General features: G+C 47.3%; 14 protein-coding genes. 3 read left to right on the top strand and 11 right to left on the bottom strand.

Features of this window, described 5'->3' with window-relative positions; translation table 11 throughout:
- Nucleotides 1-58: 58 nt before the first annotated feature.
- Entirely contained in the window at nucleotides 59-847 is a 789-nt protein-coding gene (locus QF041_RS01755; protein WP_307411164.1) for a helix-turn-helix transcriptional regulator, read from the bottom strand.
- A 162-nt stretch (nucleotides 848-1009) separates the two neighbouring features.
- Here QF041_RS01755 and QF041_RS01750 point away from each other — a divergent pair, with 162 nt between their 5' ends.
- The gene (locus tag QF041_RS01750; protein ID WP_307411162.1) at nucleotides 1010-2548 is read left to right on the top strand and encodes a hypothetical protein; all 1539 of its coding nucleotides are present in this window, start codon (nucleotides 1010-1012) and stop codon (nucleotides 2546-2548) included.
- A 59-nt stretch (nucleotides 2549-2607) separates the two neighbouring features.
- On the opposite strand, the gene QF041_RS01745 is transcribed toward QF041_RS01750, so the two are convergent.
- Genes QF041_RS01745 through QF041_RS01725 form a run of 5 tightly spaced genes read right to left on the bottom strand, consistent with a single transcriptional unit; the run spans nucleotide 2608 to nucleotide 7235 of the window.
- Nucleotides 2608-3330: a GntR family transcriptional regulator gene (locus QF041_RS01745; protein ID WP_307411159.1), complete on the bottom strand. Its 723-nt coding sequence runs from the start codon at nucleotides 3328-3330 to the stop codon at nucleotides 2608-2610.
- A gap of 10 nt (nucleotides 3331-3340) precedes the next feature.
- Complete coding sequence (locus tag QF041_RS01740; protein ID WP_307411155.1) at nucleotides 3341-4354, bottom strand: sugar kinase; 1014 nt, start codon at nucleotides 4352-4354, stop codon at nucleotides 3341-3343.
- Complete coding sequence (gene dagF, locus QF041_RS01735; RefSeq protein WP_307411152.1) at nucleotides 4347-5102, bottom strand: 2-dehydro-3-deoxy-phosphogluconate aldolase; 756 nt, start codon at nucleotides 5100-5102, stop codon at nucleotides 4347-4349. The genes QF041_RS01740 and dagF overlap by 8 nt, the downstream gene beginning before the upstream one ends.
- A complete protein-coding gene (locus tag QF041_RS01730; protein WP_307411147.1) occupies nucleotides 5099-6208 on the bottom strand; it encodes a DgaE family pyridoxal phosphate-dependent ammonia lyase in 1110 nt (369 codons plus the stop codon). Before QF041_RS01730 ends, dagF begins: the two co-directional genes overlap by 4 nt.
- A complete protein-coding gene (locus QF041_RS01725) occupies nucleotides 6186-7235 on the bottom strand; it encodes an amidohydrolase/deacetylase family metallohydrolase (protein ID WP_307416869.1) in 1050 nt (349 codons plus the stop codon). Before QF041_RS01725 ends, QF041_RS01730 begins: the two co-directional genes overlap by 23 nt.
- 272 nt (nucleotides 7236-7507) lie before the next feature.
- Between QF041_RS01725 and QF041_RS01720 the strand changes: the two genes are divergently transcribed.
- Both QF041_RS01720 and QF041_RS01715 read left to right on the top strand, forming a co-directional pair.
- On the top strand, nucleotides 7508-8893 hold the full coding sequence (locus QF041_RS01720) for a cache domain-containing protein (protein ID WP_307411144.1): 1386 nt from the start codon (nucleotides 7508-7510) through the stop codon (nucleotides 8891-8893).
- A complete protein-coding gene (locus QF041_RS01715) occupies nucleotides 8838-9839 on the top strand; it encodes a helix-turn-helix domain-containing protein (RefSeq protein ID WP_307411140.1) in 1002 nt (333 codons plus the stop codon). Before QF041_RS01720 ends, QF041_RS01715 begins: the two co-directional genes overlap by 56 nt.
- A gap of 60 nt (nucleotides 9840-9899) precedes the next feature.
- Here the strand turns inward: QF041_RS01715 and QF041_RS01710 are convergent, their stop codons facing one another.
- From QF041_RS01710 to QF041_RS01690, 5 genes are all read right to left on the bottom strand, one after another.
- Nucleotides 9900-10931, bottom strand: a complete 1032-nt coding sequence (locus QF041_RS01710) for a glycoside hydrolase family 130 protein (protein ID WP_307411137.1) — start codon at nucleotides 10929-10931, stop codon at nucleotides 9900-9902.
- A 17-nt stretch (nucleotides 10932-10948) separates the two neighbouring features.
- Entirely contained in the window at nucleotides 10949-12568 is a 1620-nt protein-coding gene (locus QF041_RS01705) for an extracellular solute-binding protein (RefSeq protein ID WP_307411133.1), read from the bottom strand.
- A 38-nt stretch (nucleotides 12569-12606) separates the two neighbouring features.
- Nucleotides 12607-13518 (bottom strand): carbohydrate ABC transporter permease, encoded by a 912-nt coding sequence (locus QF041_RS01700; protein ID WP_124116320.1) that lies wholly within the window; start codon nucleotides 13516-13518, stop codon nucleotides 12607-12609.
- A gap of 16 nt (nucleotides 13519-13534) precedes the next feature.
- Nucleotides 13535-14485, bottom strand: coding sequence for an ABC transporter permease (locus tag QF041_RS01695; protein WP_373461250.1), 951 nt, complete (start codon nucleotides 14483-14485; stop codon nucleotides 13535-13537).
- Between the two features lie 503 nt (nucleotides 14486-14988).
- On the bottom strand, nucleotides 14989-16341 hold the full coding sequence (locus tag QF041_RS01690) for a glucoamylase family protein (protein WP_307411131.1): 1353 nt from the start codon (nucleotides 16339-16341) through the stop codon (nucleotides 14989-14991).
- Nucleotides 16342-16365 lie beyond the last annotated feature (24 nt).

Raw genomic sequence — 16365 nt, 5'->3', positions numbered from 1 at the left:
GAGACCCCAACCACACTCTGTTTATGCTAGTAAAGAAATTACCAGTTTGATTAACTTTCTATATGGCAACAGGAACGTAAATACAACAATGAATGCCTGATTGGCTGTTCAGATTATTCATGGAAAAGATATCATATGCATGCACAACGCCATCTGCCCGATCCGTCGTTTCAAGCAGGACACGATTGACTTGTTTTAACTCAACTTGGTGCAGGTCTACACTTTCGTCGCTCAATTGTTTCACGATTCTGCTAAATTCGGGATCACTCGGATACTTGTCATAATACGTACGGAATACGGCTACCGAGTGCCGCGCGAATTCATCCCAGTTGTGCATACGCTCCCTGAGCGCTGTATCCAGAAATAAAATCCGCATCATTAAACGATCATTCACATTCATCGACGAGAAGTTGAAAAGGTTCGTATCTGCAGCTTCATTCCAGGCAAGTACCTCAGAACGTTCATTGGTAATAAAGGAAGGATGAGTCAACTGGCCAATAATACTATGCCACCCTGGCTCCAGTTGCGAATACGAAGCAAGGAATTCATGTTCCGTATTAGGGTCCCATAAGTCAAATAGATGACTCTTCTCTTCCAGGGTTAAACGGAGCGCATCCGCTATACTCTGCATCACTTCTCGTGAAGCCGCCAACTCCCTACCCTGTTCGAGCCACGTGTAATACGTCGCACTGACACCAGCCAATACCGCTACTTCTTCCCGCCGTAGACCGGGTTTTCTTCGCTGTCCATAAGATCCTGACAATCCAACTTGTTCCGGTTGAATGCGGCTTCTCCGCGATTTCAAGAACTCACCCAGTTTTTTGTTACGGCTCATACTTGTATCCATAGACATCGTTCCTTTTTATAAAAGTATTCAAGCCTATTCGGCTCTATCCCAAAATGGTAGTCTCTGAATGACTTTGATATAATTCATCTATTATTAGTTCTGCAGAATACTTGGTTTACAAGTAGCTTAGCATCGATTGATGCAGAACGAAAGGAGCATAACATGATCCCCAATGTTGGAGATGTGTACTGCGTGTATGTCGAAAAATTACAACAATATACAGCCTGTCAGGTAACTGGACTGAAAGAAACGGAGGGTAAAACTTCCAACACGCTTGCCTCGGTCCTTCAGTTGGATTGGACTGGTGATCAACTGCCTAATGAAATGCAGCTTCATCAGATGAAACCGCTGATCTGTAATTTCTATTTCTGGAATGACCGACTTGCCCATAGTTTCGTGAGTGCTAATGTCCCTTCACAGTATGTGCTTGCAGGCAATATCCCTCCTCTCTACACCGAGGAAACAAATACGTATGGGGGAGGCTGGCCGATCGGAGAAAGTCTATATCTCCAGCGTGAATGGGAAGGTATCGATGCGATCCGAAGAGCGCAGTTCAAACAAGCTGCGGATGATGACAAAGAAGTCATGGTTGGCGATCGTGTAATGCGGCGCAGTACGAGTACACTCCGCGATTTCAGCCCTAGATCTTCTAAAGATGTAGCCGAACTCGCAAAACTACCTTGTCTGACACATATTGAAATGGATGGATATACGGAATCGATCTTTACATTTATAGAAGACAACCCGTTCATTAATGAACTTCATATCATACATCATGGTCAAACGATGCTGGATATCAGCAACAGTCATCTGACCAAACTTATTGTGGATGTCAGCGGGTTGAAGGAGTTAATTTTGAACACAAAGATGAAAAGTCTGAATTTCACAGGTGAGCTGTCTCCTGATCTGCGTATCGCGGCTTATGAAGAGGGTAAATGCATCACTCTCAATGTTCCATCGGGCCTGCCACAGGTTACGGGTATCTCGCGACTTGAAGGTCTGTATATCAGAGATATCACGGAACTCAATCTGGAGCCACTTGTGCAGTATTATCCTGAGCTTTCAGAGTTACGATTGTGGGGTAAACCCGGCAATGTATCCCATATAGAGTCGATTCAGCATTTGGCAAATTTGCAAACCTTCACTACATATGACCTGTTCGGCTTCAAAGGTGAACAATTCCCTGATCCAGAGCAACTTCCAAAATTGGCTACGCTGTGGCTAACCAGCCTGCCTGCCGATGCAGCCAAATCGATCAAAACAAGATATAAAAAATCCGCTGCTGCCGGACTTGATATGGAAATCACCAAAGCACGCAAACCGGAATGGCTTGCGGAGAACCTGAACAATCCCTTTCGGGATTGGGATGGGCGGGACCACATTAAGGCAGCTCACGCCAAAAAAGCAGCTCAATTGTACAAACAGTGCTTGAAGGAAATCCGTCAATTAAGTCAAGATTTTAACAATCAGGAAGCTATGCACAAACAACTCGTCTCCATGGTTGAGAACTACACACAGACCTTCAACAAGATGGATGCCAAGACCGGCTTTATTGAAACTGTTGAGCGTGAAGAGATTTATGTTGTTCTAACGGAGTTACTGAATCAGTTACAGGAGAATTGGGAACTGCGTCAAGATGATTTGATTAAGGTTAATCACGAGGAATTATATGAGGTATTTGATCGTTTGAGGGATTTCTAGTTTACGCAAAAAGGGTCCTGTTATGAAAATGGCAGGACCCTCTTTTTGCACCGCCGACCTCAAGTGTCGTAATTAACCAGATAATGATGATGTTCCGTGTTATAACAGCCGATGCTGTGCTCAATTAATCTGCCTTCTCCGTCGAAGGAGTTACGGAGGCGCTTAAGCACATGCGTCCCCGGGTGGATCTTCAGTAGTTGGCATACCTCAGGAGCTGCCGGCTCTACAAAGAAACGGTCTTTGAAGTTCTCCAGCAAAATGTTGTTCTCCTCCAGTGAGTCATACAGCGATTGGATGTCTCCATTCATTTCTTCCTTGCCCCCGCCGGGCAATGCAGCTGCTGCCAAAAAGTGTATCAGATGAATATAAGGTTGTCCGTTAAGAGTGTAGAGCCTTTCAATCCGCTGGCAATACGGCCCGTAGCGACCATATTCCTCCGTTCCGGTATCATTGGTGAGTAAACGGGAATTCAGAACTTTCTTTTCCAGCTTATGGCCCTCTTCTACGAGCAGCTCCGTAAACCGTTTGCCCTTTGAGAGCTTCTGATGAGAGGTATTGCGCAACACAATCGTTCCAACACCGCTTTTTTTCTGCACGTAACCTTCCTGGGACAGCTCTTGGACCGCACCGCGGACTGTCATTTTGCTGACGCCAAATTCTTTCTCCAGCTGCGGTTCGGAGGGGATGATGCTTCCGAGAGGATATACTCCATGTAGAATCCGATCTTTGAGAATTTTTTGGATTTGCTGATATAAAGGACCTTGCTTGCGCTTCAGAGACACTCACTGTTCACTACCTTTCAATATCTGAGGTATGGTCCGACAGCGCCCGGAGCACCTCATTCTCGGTAAAAAGCGCTGTATCACCTTGAGTGGTATGGGCCAGCATCGCTGCCGCCACTGCCATATTAACCGTATGTTCCTGTGGATATTGCTGCAATTCCCCATGGATGATGGTGCTAGCAAATACATCGCCGGCACCGATCCGGTCATACACCGGGAACGTCAGCTTGCGGGAAAATACGAACGTACCTTGATGATAGATATATCCTGTCAAGGAATGCGTATGGTCAGCGTTAATCTCACGGTGAGTTCCTGCTACCGTTCCGATTCCGAATCGCTTTGCAACTTCAGGAATCGCTTGCTTCATCTGTGTTATTCTATCATATTCTCCGGTTCCGATGCCAAGAATACACTTCGCATCCTTCTCATTCATTAACACCAGATCTGCCAGCCCCAGCAGTTCCTCATAATGCGGGCGGGCCTTGACATAACCATCTGTCCCCCATAATGCAGGACGGTAATTACAATCAAACACAACCTTACCCCCAGCACTCTTCACTTCCTCAGCAAGCCGTTTCATCTGCTTGCGCACGCCATCATTCATAGCCAGCGTAATGCCACATAAATGAAGAACGTCGACTCGGGAGGCAAGATCTTTCATATCATAATTGTCTGCGTCCGCGGTATTGAAACTGCTGCCCAGCCGGTCTGTGTAAGTAACTCTGCCAGGGCGGGCTCCAAAGCCATTCTCCAGAAAGTACATTCCAAGGTGTTTACCGCCCTGGCTAATAAGTGAGGTATCCACCCCCAGCTTGCGCAGATAAGCGATAGCCGCTTCGCCCACCGGAGTTTCCGGCAAAGTTGTAATAAGAGCACCGTTATGGCCGTATCTGGCTAGTGCTGCCGTTACATTTACCCCGCTACCGGAAAAAGAATACTCCAGCCTGCTGCTCTGGACCAGCGTTTCGTAGCCCGGAACCTGCAGCCGCATCATCACTTCACCAAAAGCAGCAACCCTAGGCATACCGGTCCACCAGCGATTTCATTGTTTCGAGCAGTCTACGGACATCCTGTACGTTCGTACTCCCGGTCTGAGACTCAATAATTGAAGAATAGACATGTGGTATAACCCGAGGTACGCCTGCCTGTAGTGCAATCTCTAGAATGGGTCCAAAGTTGTCCAGATCAATTCCGCCTGTAGGCTCCAGAGCAAAAGCCGCTTCTCCACAAGCCTTGGCAACAGCACGGTACTCCTCTTCCAGCTTCAACCCCTGCATCGGATAATATTTGAGCGCGTTCCCTCCCATGTCACGAACCAGTGCAATGGCGGCATGAACCGGAACATTGGCCTGCGGAGTGGTTACTGAACTGATGGGGCCAGTCGATATATTTACATAACCTGGCTGACCGCACGGAGATACGAGGCAGTTAATCCAACTATCTTTAGGTCCCAGATTGGCACGGGTTGCCCCGACTGCAGGGAATACCTGATTGATATGGCTTCCCGGATAGCTGGCGGCAATCTCCGCCACAACTGCAGCCTGACGGCTGTCTCCGGCCCCGAGTCCGATAGATACGGCATCTTGAATAGCCTGACCATATTCAGTCATGGCGACTACAGCTTCTTCCGACGTAGCATAATTTTTGGAGAGCACACCAATAAGTACATATCCTTCCGCAGCCTCGTACACATCCTTGGCGTTCCCGATACTCCCGGCCAATACATTAATTGCGGCCCTGTTCTTATACAGGAACTGCTGAATATGACTCATTCTGGTTTACCTCCCACGATTTCATGTAATCTGCTGACGATGACCTGCATATCATCCCCTTGTAACGACCTTGGATCAATATCGAAATAACCCTGCTTGACGCCATAGTCTCGGGTATATACCGCAATTACGCCTTCACGTAACTGGTCATTCACTTTCTTCGCATCCACCCCAGCAAGAGAGGAATCAATCTGGACGCGCCCCCGGAAAATCAATCTGCCGGCTTCATCCTGCACGATGCGGACCGAAACACCAGGAAGTCTATCCAGTGGCTGAAGAGCCTCCAGCATCTGCTTCTCTCGTTCACTATTATCCGCTTTGTCCTGGTATTCATCTAGCGCTTGAAGTAACCCAAAAACGGTCTCTTTACCAACCTTCATGCTGCGGCCAATCCCGTGTAGCTGTACCTTAAGCCACTCCACGTATGTCTTTTTGCCAGCGACAATGCCGGAAGTAGGGCCTTCGATAGCTTTCGAACCGCTGTAAATGGCCAGATCCGAAAGTTGGATATATTTGTGCAGATCCTCTTCCGCTGCCGCATCAACAATCAGCGGCACCCCTCTACGCTGTGCAACCTCCCAGGCCTCTTCCACAGAAATCATGTTCTTCTGGACAGCGTGATGGGATTTAACATAAAAAATGGCTGCAGTGTGTTCACCGATCGCCTGATCGATATGTTCCTTGCGGCCTTCATTGGCATACCCGACTTCCACTACCCGGCCGCCGCCAAGAAATATCATGGTTTCGACCGGCGCTCCATATTGCACATTATGGCCCTTTAGCATAATAATTTCATTTTTCAATATCGGCTCCTGGTGCAGACGAAGGCTGAGACGCGGATCTCCGGCAGTCACAATGGCTGCCACTGACAGTGCAATACCACTGGATGCGGAGTTCACCACAACCGCGCTTTCCGAACCAAGTAACTGTGCAATATATTCTCCGGATTTGTCCACAAGATCCGCAATTTCCACGTAACGCTGTCCGCCCTGTTTCATCGCATCCATGACTGAATCCGTTGGTGCGGAAACGCCAAGAATGCTCATTCTTCCACTGGCGTTAATAACACGCTTCAATCCATATTTAGCCTGTAATGAGTGACCCATTAGCATAGACTCCTTTAGCCTCAATATAGTGTTGCGTGACCCGGACATCACCTTCCGAGTCCTCAAGTTGCTTTTCGCCTGCTTCCAGGGAAAACAAAGTCAGGTTCGCCTGCTGTCCCACCCTAATCTGCCCGAGCTCCGGCTTACCGAGCCACTCCGCTGGACTTCTTGTAACCGCACGGATGACCTCTTCCAGACTGTAGCCGAGGTACAGAAATTTCGTCAGCACATTCGACATACTGTATACCGGACCATTCATACGGTTGCCTCGATAAATGTCAGTACTGATTGTATTCAGCGCAATGCCTGCAACCTTGGCCTGTTCTGCAATCCGGAAGGAGAAGCTCGCTGTGCCATGCCCCACATCCAGATGAACTCCCCGAGCAGCTGCATCCAGCAGTTCTTGCAGCGGTGTGCCGTCCGCATGAAACAGATTGTTGGACTTGCCGTTAAGGTAATGGGTGATTACATCGCCCGACTGTAGTAGCTCGAGCACATCAGAGATCGCGGGCGGAGCAGAACCGATGTGAACCATGAGCGGAAGCTTCGTTTCTTCCGAGAGTGTGCGTGCCAACTTGAGTGGCTGTATGCCGCTGTCTTTGACGACACTTTGGCTGATGCGGGCTTTCAGACCAACAATGAAATCAGGATAAGCCGCTGCCGCCTCCAGGACCTTTGCCCGGTCAATCCATTCCAACTGCGACAGTTCATCCGTCCGTTCGAGCCCGATGCTTGAAATGTTCAACAGAGCAAATACTTGTGTAGCAGCCTGTAGTCTTGCGGTATAGAAAGCTCCAATTCGATCTGCACCGCAGCTTCCGGCATCTACAAGCGTTGTTACCCCCTGCTTCACACCAATTTCGTCGATATCATCGCCATAGGGATCAAGCTCCTGGACGGCATGTACATGCAGATCAATCCACCCACTGGACACATATAACCCTGAACAATCCAGCTCATTTTCTCCTTCAGCCTGGCCTGGCGGTGTAATGGCAGTGATGATCCCGTCCTGAATGGCGATATCCATAATTCGCCCGTCAACAAGCTGCAGATTGCGCAGCACATTCTCTGTGCCCACTCATCCCATCTCCTTTTCAACCCCGGTATACAGGCAAAATTCAAAAAATGATTCATGAAATCTGTACTTCCAAATCGTCAAAAATAAGCCTGATGAGCTACTTTATTCTAAAGATTATAATGTTATAATGTTTATACTAGCACAAGAGTAATCCAGAAGAGAACACTGATTTTTAATTCAAAATTTTTAATCCGAATATCTAACACTGGAGGGACTGCTTCATGGCAAATTCGGCACTCAAGCCATCCCTGCTCAACAGATTCAAGTTCAGCTGGAATCATTTCAAATCAAGGCTTCTGCTGAAATATGCCTTTTCTTACATTCTAATATTTCTTATCCCTCTGACAGGTGTAACTATTTTTGTATATGAAAACGCTGTCAAAGGGTTGCGTGTAGAGATTGAACAATCAAATGTCAATCAGCTTAACCAGGTGAAGAGCACTATAGATAACCGTATGAATGAACTTCAGGAAATAGCGGGGAGAATCGCCTATGACAAACACCTGACCCCTTATATGGTACAGCATCCCTATTATAGCTTGGAGGCGATTCAGGCGCTGGCCAATTACAAAGCTAGCAGCAGCATTGCAGAGGATTTGCTTCTCTTTTTCCATAACGATGCCAACATCTATTCATACCGTGGTCTGGCTAATCTTGATGTCACCTTTGATAGTCTCTATCAGTTCGAGCATTGGAATCCGGAAGAATTGCGGCAGGACTTGAATGAAACTAGGCAGCCCCTGGTCCGTCCCGCTGAGAACGTGAAGGTTAATTCCCGAATGGAGTCGATGCTTGTCATGCTTGTGCCCGTTAAACCGAATGACCCGTTTCCATATGGGACCGTTATTTATTTAATGAAAGAATCCAACCTTACCGGGGTCATGGATTCGATTTTGAGTGATTTTTCAGGAAGCAGTTATATTTTCAGTCCTTCCGGAGAGGTGTTGACCGCGAACAGCCATGGCATCAACCTCCCCCAGGACGAAATTGAGAATTTAGCTACACTTGAGCCCGGTATTCACAATTTGAAGATGGATGGAGAACAATACTCCGTTGTTTCAGTCCAATCTGAAGAAAATGGCTGGACCTATGTGACCACGATGCCAAGCTTCCAATTTTTCAGCCGTGTCGCCCATGTCCAGACCCTCGTCCTGATCGTCTTCTGTATTACCGTCATTACTGGCATAGCTGCTGCGCTGCTGTTAGCCAAACGCCAGTACCATCCGATTAGGGATTTAATGGACAAGATGAAAGGCAGCGGCGATGATGCTCCCAAGCTCCGCAATGAATGGGAATGGATACGCCAGACCCTCCACAATTACAGTGTGAAAATTGATTTTCAGGAGCCCTTTGTCCGCAATCAGTGCATGCTGCTGTTACTCAAGCACGGCAAGCCGGATGATCCGGAGATCGAACAAATGATCCTTAGCGCAGGATTCAGGCATCCTCAAGGACAAGGGCTATATTTCTCGGCTATTTTGTCCTGGGATGATACTGTGCCCGGCGGCAAGTCCTGGCAGGAACGCCATCTGTTGCAGGATATACTCAGCAATGTATGTCTTCCCGGGTACCGGCGCTCAGATCTTCGGTGTAGAATTCTCGGTTAAGGACCAGTTTGCCCTGATTATTTCACTTCCCGGTGATACTGACAAGCCGATTCAAAGCCAACTGGAACAGGTCATTGAAGCCATTCAAACGGTGATCCGCGAGCACTCGCAGCTATCTCTGAGTATAGGTGTCGGCATGGTCTATAGGGACTTGGCCCGGCTTAACCAATCCTTCATTGAAGCCGCTGCAGCTCTGGAGCACCGGATCATCCGGCGCAGCGGTCAGGTGACTTATTTCGAGCAGCTTGCAGAGCTGAATCCTTCTGCTACCGAGAGCTTTTGGATTCCGCGCAAATCCATGCTGAAACTGGAGCAGAGTCTAAAGCAGGGCAACGAATCAGTAGCTGTCCAAATGATTGCCGATACCATTCATACGATCAAAGACGAGCCGTTGCAGGTTCATCTACTGCGCTGCATCTGTTTTGATCTGCTGAACGCTTTTCTACGCACCGCCTCCGAGCTTGGTATGAACGAAGTGTTCGCCAATATGCCTGAATTGACCTCCTTCGAAACACTTGAAGAGCTGGAGAGTCGTTTGCTCAGTCTGGCCGCTGACATTTGCGCACAGGTGGAGCTAAATACGAAGACAAGCGAGTCAACATTAATGGATGACGTTCTGGCTTACGTGGATCAACAGTTTGCAGACTACACAATCAGTCTAGAGCATGTGGCGCTTAAATTTGCCATTTCAACTTCTTATTTAAGCCGGAGCTTCAAAGAGAAGACCGGCAGCAATTTCTCACAATATATCTGGCAGCGGCGTATGGATGAGGTCATCCGGTTGCTGGAGAACACTAGCGCACCGCTCAAAGAAATTATCGAGCAAGTCGGTTATATGGATGCGCCAAATTTCATCCGCAAGTTCAAAAAAGAAATCGGTCTGACGCCAGGGCAGTATCGCAAGGAACATGCCTTGAGAGGGGTTACTACGAAAAGACCTGTTTAAGTTGGCGAGCTTCCACCCCTTTCTGTACTACATTCTTATATTTGAAGATACAGCTTCATTTTATGGTTTATTTTGCTGCTGCCCTTCCTGGAGAATGTGCTCCACCAGCTCATCCAGGGGAACTGTTGCAAGAGCAATCGCCGTATCTGTTACCCCGTAATAGATATAGAGCAGTCCATCTTTGACCACATTTCCGGTCGGGAAGATGACATTTGGGATTTGGAACCCAAATTTCTCATAGTACGTCTCTGGCTCCATAATAAAATGATGCGTCCGGGCAATGATTTTCTCCGGCTGCTCCAAATCCAGCAACATGGCCCCCACACGGTAGACAATGTCCTCATCGACACCATGGTAGAGCACCAGCCAGCCCTTGTCCGTACGTATCGGGGGCGTAGAGCCACCAATCTTCCGCGATTCCCAGGAGAGGTTCTGAGCGGTAGCTAGCAGCTTGGGCTCTTCCCAGTTCACGAGATCCTCGGAGTAGGTAATCCACATGGCCGCCTTATCCGTACCGTAGGCTTCTCCCACATATTCCTCTGGGCGGCGCAGCAGTACGAATTTACCGCCTATTTTCTCGGGGAACAGAATGTTGTCCCGGTCATTAATATCAAGAGGTGTCGTGTCCGCCACATACTCCCAGTCCAGCAGATTATCTGATTTCAAGATGGAGGACCGGGTTAACCAATGTCCCTCCTCGTCCCCCCACCCGTCCGGATATTCCGGAATAGAGCGAAGGGGGACGCCTGCCCCGGTAGGATAGTAACTCATAGCACAGGGGCGAAGGGCGTAGTTCAGATAGAAAGTTCCGTCAATTTTGACAATCCGCGGGTCCTGTACACTGCCATAAGGGAATCCCAGCATATCAGGTGTCACAATCGGCTCATCCTTCACGTGGGTAAAGTTCACCCCGTCTTCACTCTCAAGCAGGCCCAAGTAATTTTTGCATGGGGTTAGGGAACCAGCGGTGCGCTCAATCATATAAAATTTGCCGTTATCGATGATAACCGCAGGGTTGAAAACCGTAACCTTGCGCCATTCATAACCGCCCGGGACAACAATGGGATTATTCGGATGTCTCGTGATTTGCATGTCTATTCCTCCTGCATTTAATGTTCAGGGACGGATTTCCAGCGATCATATGCAGCCTGGTTGATTTCAACCATACGCTCTCCGCCCATTTTTTTGACAGTCGCCACATAATTGTCCCAGCCCGTAAGCGGCTCGGCTCCGGTGATGAATTTCGCCTCCATCTGATTCACATATGTCTTCAAATCAGAATTCAGGCTACTGATTTCGGTCTGCTCTTCCACGGTAAGGAACAGCGTTGGGAACGGAATTCGTGCCCCTTTATCAAGAAGCTTCTGCTTGGTCTCCTGCTCTACCCAGAGGTCAAAGTCTGTCTTCAGCCCCTTATTAATATCATCCATGGACAGGGTTGGAGCGGGAATGCCGTAGTTAGGTGTCAGCGTTGCTCGATAATCTTCCATTTCCTTGCCGTCTGGTACCGGCAAGTACTGTTTGACACGGTTCTCTTTATCGGTGTACTCCCAGAGAATGCCCTCTGGACCTTTATTAAAGAACATGGCACCCTCATAGGAATAGAGATAATCCACCCAGCGTATAGAGGCTTCCGGCGCAGGATTACTCTGCGTGATAGCAAAAGCGCCGCTTGTAATCCCCCTGTTCTTTGCAATCGCTGGAGCAGCAACTGATTCACTGTGGACAGGTGCAAACATCGGATCTGCCGTCGAAGGCTCTCCACCTTTGCTCATGTAGGCATGCCAGTCCGAAAAGAGGGCGATTTGATTGTTCTGTGCTTTGGCCTTTTTTTGCTCCGCTGTTTGTGAGAAGCTCTCATGATCCAGTAGGTCTTCAGACCACAGGCGGTTCATGTAGGTCAGATATTCCTTGTAGCCTTCTTCAAGCGGTGTATAATGCACCTTGTCTGCGTCGTCCACATAAATTTCTTCTTCATAAATGCCGAAAGCTCCAAGCAGCCATGTACGAATATCGCGGAGGTTCGCAGCGGGTGTGGTCACCGAAGAAATTGGAATTTCATCGGCTATGCCATTACCGTTTGGATCTTCCTCTTTCACACGTTTCAGATAGGTATACAACTCCTCTGTCGTTTCGGGAAGTTTATCGATATTTAGTGCCTTCAGGAAATCCCCGTTATACCACATCGGATTGCGATACCAGTGCTGGCTAAGTTCTACTACCGGCAAGGAATAGATATGACCGTCCGGTGCAGTGATTGATTTGCGGACATCCGGATTCTCCTCCAGCAGCGCCTTGAAATTCGGAGCATACTCATCAATCAGATCCTCCAGTGGAATAAGGATACCCTGCTCTCCGTAATTCATCTGCTCTGCAGTTGTCAAACCGGCAGCATAGAGGATATCCGGGTAATCCCCACTGGCGAGCACCAGATTTTTCTTGGTTTCGAAGCTGTCCTTCGGTGCATTCTTGTATTCCAGCGTAATACCGGTCTTCTCCTGCATCTGCTGAAGCACCGCCATGTTCTCCCAGTTCTGAATCCCTACATCTGGCGCCATAAGCGACAGAGTAACGGGTTCATTAACAATCGGGAAACCTTCATTGTTCACAGCGACTTTTCCGAGATTGTTGTTCGCTTCACCTTCGTTTGAATTGCTGCAGCCTGCCAGTAGTGTAAGAACTAAAGCCGAAGATAGCAGAATCTTCCATGGTTTGCGTGTGGTCGGCATTCATAATTCCTCCCTTGTTATCATCACATTTTAACTGTTTAGCCTTTAACAGAGCCTATCATGACCCCTTGAACAAAGTAACGCTGCAGGAACGGATAGATTGCCACGATGGGCAGTGTGGAGACCACAATGACTCCATATTTAATCAGCGATGCCGTTTCTGCCTTATTATTCATGGCGGTCGCCACCTCGCCGTTGATTGATGAGCCCGTAGTTTCGGCCGTCATTTCCTGAAGGACAAGGATCTGACGCAGAACCATCTGTAGCGGATACTTCGCTTCATCATTTAAATAGATCAAGGACGGGAAGTAGCTGTTCCAGTGACTCACCCCATAGAACAGGGCCATAACGGCTACAATCGGTGCCGACAGCGGTAGAACAATGCGAATGAACAGCTTTAGATTCGTACAGCCGTCAATGTGCGCTGCTTCCTGAAGTTCTTTTGGAATGGTCGTCTGAAAAAAGGTGCGGGCCACCACGATATTCCAGACTGAAGCGGCCACCGGCAGAATCAATGCCCACATGCTGTTCATGAGTCCAAGGTTCTTGACCAGCAGGTACGTCGGCACTATTCCGCCGCTGAAAAACATCGTGAACAGAATGAGGCCCATGAACAACTGGCGCCCGACAAAATCAGATCTGCTGAGCGCATACGAGGCCGGCAGAGTGACGGCGAGATTGAGCAGAGTCCCCACCACCGTGTAAATAATTGTGTTCCAGTAACCACTCCATATCTTCGGGTTCTCAAATACAAGCTTGTAGCCGTCCAATGTTACATTCTTCGGAAACAACCACATTGCTCCCGAATTGACGTCCTGCGGTGAACTGATTGAAGCGCTGAGAATATAGATGAGCGGATAGAGAACAACCAGCAGTGAAAGACCTAAATAAATATAAGTGCTGATCAGAAAAAGCTTGTCCCCCCTGGATTCTTTCATCGCAGTAACCATAGACTTCAACTCCTTTCTACCAGAGGCTGTTCTCACTGGTGCGTTTGGCGATCTGGTTGACCGTAACAAGCAAAATAACGTTGACTACCGAGTTGAATAATCCCACAGCCGTTGAGAAGCTATACTGGGCGTTTACCAGACCGGCGCGGTATACATAGGTGGATATTACATCGGAAGCTTCCATATTGAGTGAATTCTGCAGCAGCAGAATCTTCTCGAAGCCAAGGCCCAGTATATTACCCATATTTAAGATCAGCATGATCGTAATTGTGGGTAATATCGTCGGCAGATTGATATGCAGCACCCGTTTAATTCGGCTTGCTCCATCCATAATGGCCGCTTCATGGAGCTGGGGATCTACCCCTGACAGAGCCGCGAGATAAATAATGGTTCCCCACCCGGTGCTCTGCCAGACGCCGGAGAATACATACACTGTCTTAAACCATGCGGGATCAGTCAAAAATTGTGCTGGTTCAAGACCAATGAACTCGATGAACCGAACAATCATTCCGCTGGAAGGTGATAAAAAGGTAATGATCATACCTGCCATGACAACTACAGAAATGAAATGAGGTGCATAGGTCACCGTCTGGACCGATTTCTTGAACGGGCCGTTGCGAACTTCGTTGAAGGCCAGCGCCAGAATAATAGGCAAGGGAAATCCGATGGCAAGTTCATAGAAGCTGATACTGAATGTGTTCCAGAGCAGATCCCAGAAAAAATAAGAATTGAAGAACCGTTCAAAATGGTCAAAACCAACCCATTCGCTGCCTGTAATTCCTTTTGAAGGTACGAAATTCTTAAAAGCAATCTGAATGCCATACATCGGACCATAATGGAAAACAAGGAAATACAACAACGCGGGAAGCATGAACAGATAAAGCTCCCAGTTTTTCCAAATTCTTTTGCCAAGAGAGTTCTTCTTCAATGAAGGACTTACGGATATTACAGTGTGACTCTCCTTCACTCTCCCACTCCTTTCTATGTCTTTTTCATTAGATACGATGATGTTGCTGCTTTGCATTCTTGCTGACTTTATTTTGGTAACGCTTACAATCCGAAGTATAGTGAAACTAAGATGACACAGTAAATATGTAGCTTCTGCATTGTCATGTTTAGGATGTGTAAAACCGCGCTATTGCGGTACTTTCCGTTCAGCCCTGATGAAGATGGTTGCAGAAAGAGCAAGGCTGTAAATATGTGAATTACGAACCTCTCTTCACGCTGCAAAAGATACATATTGTGATCACCAAGCAGGAAGGCGAACATTTGCTGTTATTTACCTCTCCAATCTGCATTGTCTTCAAGTTTTGATGACTATTTCATCAAGTAAACGGTAAGCCATGGCGCTAGTGATTGACCAATTAACTATAAAAAGGCCAGATGGTCGACAAATGCAAATGGAACGAAGCAGAAAACACTCTGCTTCGTTCCATTTGCACAATTCGGTGTGGCAAGTTTTCCTCTCCTTCATTGAATGGAAAACACTTCTTTTTTCAATAATTCTTCTGGCGTCTGCCCTATCACATCACTGTGAAAATAATCGCGTATAACGCCATCTTGAAGATAGTTGGCGATCGACACCATAATCATCCCTTGATCCAGTGCCAGATAAGCTTTTGCAAGTTCTCCCGTTTCAACATTGACTGAGTCATAGAACCCATATTTGCCAAACATTTTGAAGTTCTTTAAAGCTTTAATGTTCTTTCGAACAGCTTCAGGGGCATAATCCAGAGCAAGGAATGTTGCATGTGCTGTTACCGTTGCTCCATCTTTGTAACCTGAGGTACCTAACGGCGTTGCTGCAAACTCACTGTAACCTGCCGGAGTGGCAGAAGGTGAGAAGCCCCATGCGGAATACCCTTTTTCTTTGGCATATTCGATTTGCAATTCGACATGACGCTGGTTGTTCAATCCCAAAGCTTGAGTACCCAGGTCTTTTTCCTTTATGACCATACCGGGCATAAGAGCTTCAAACATACTACCTCCCCAACTTGGTACGAACTTTTTATCCTTGTATACATAACTTCCTTCAAACACATCCACTCCATCGTACTTAACGGATTTGCCTTGAGGAATCTGAGCTTGCCAACCCCATTCTTGAGGTAATGTGCGATACATCTTCCACCAATGATCTTGAGGAACATCACCTTTCCCAATAGCAATATAGCTGCCTACACGTGGTTCCGTATAAAACATCCCATAATGGTGGTCCGTCAGCGCGCCTTTAGCCACATCATAACCTCCGCGGAATTGGCCGACTTCAGGATCATATAGCGGAGTATAATTCATATTTGTAACCAACTTGCTTGTTTCCCCATGAAGTTCTTCATAGGCTTGCCCAACAACAATTAAACCAGCGGATAACCAGCCATTATCGACTTGGGAAATAAATTGGCCCCAATCTTTCTTCACTGATCCGTCATCCGTGTTATACCAGTTATAAAATAGGCCGTTCCACTTTTCTAACTTTTCGAGGGAATTTATTGTTGTTTGCAGGCGATGTACAGCTTCTTTCTTAGAAAGAATGCCCAATTGTTGCGCTGAAACGGTACTCATCATATACATTGCGATGTTTGTGGGCGAGGTACGTTTAGCTTCTTCTATCCCGTTTTCAGTGTGCCGTACTTCATCGTAAGTCAAGCCAGTATTCTGATCCGTATAGTCCTCAAAAAACGTATAGGTTTTATATGCAATCGCTTTCAATTCTGCTCGAAATCCAATTAAATTGCTTGAGTCACCTGCTGAAGCCATAGGAGTTAAAGCTAGATTAGCTAACAGACAAAAAGTTAAAATGAAGCTGAATTGTTTTACTTTTTTCATGATTTTCTCCCTTCAAATGGATTC

The organism is Paenibacillus sp. W2I17, from assembly GCF_030815985.1.
GTDB lineage: Bacteria > Bacillota > Bacilli > Paenibacillales > Paenibacillaceae > Paenibacillus.
Note: the sequence above shows the minus strand (reverse complement) of the source record. Positions and strands in the feature narration are given on the sequence as shown.

Excerpts from the sequence above, each read along its gene's own strand:
- QF041_RS01755 (WP_307411164.1), bottom strand. The coding sequence starts at position 847 with ATGGATACAAGTATGAGCCGTAACAAAAAACTGGGTGAGTTCTTGAAA.
- QF041_RS01730 (WP_307411147.1), bottom strand. The coding sequence starts at position 6,208 with ATGGGTCACTCATTACAGGCTAAATATGGATTGAAGCGTGTTATTAAC.
- dagF (WP_307411152.1), bottom strand. The coding sequence starts at position 5,102 with ATGAGTCATATTCAGCAGTTCCTGTATAAGAACAGGGCCGCAATTAAT.
- QF041_RS01705 (WP_307411133.1), bottom strand. The coding sequence starts at position 12,568 with ATGCCGACCACACGCAAACCATGGAAGATTCTGCTATCTTCGGCTTTA.
- QF041_RS01700 (WP_124116320.1), bottom strand. The coding sequence starts at position 13,518 with ATGGTTACTGCGATGAAAGAATCCAGGGGGGACAAGCTTTTTCTGATC.
- QF041_RS01750 (WP_307411162.1), top strand. The coding sequence starts at position 1,010 with ATGATCCCCAATGTTGGAGATGTGTACTGCGTGTATGTCGAAAAATTA.
- QF041_RS01715 (WP_307411140.1), top strand. The coding sequence starts at position 8,838 with ATGTATGTCTTCCCGGGTACCGGCGCTCAGATCTTCGGTGTAGAATTC.
- QF041_RS01720 (WP_307411144.1), top strand. The coding sequence starts at position 7,508 with ATGGCAAATTCGGCACTCAAGCCATCCCTGCTCAACAGATTCAAGTTC.
- QF041_RS01690 (WP_307411131.1), bottom strand. The coding sequence starts at position 16,341 with ATGAAAAAAGTAAAACAATTCAGCTTCATTTTAACTTTTTGTCTGTTA.
- QF041_RS01710 (WP_307411137.1), bottom strand. The coding sequence starts at position 10,931 with ATGCAAATCACGAGACATCCGAATAATCCCATTGTTGTCCCGGGCGGT.
- QF041_RS01740 (WP_307411155.1), bottom strand. The coding sequence starts at position 4,354 with ATGCCTAGGGTTGCTGCTTTTGGTGAAGTGATGATGCGGCTGCAGGTT.
- QF041_RS01725 (WP_307416869.1), bottom strand. The coding sequence starts at position 7,235 with ATGGATATCGCCATTCAGGACGGGATCATCACTGCCATTACACCGCCA.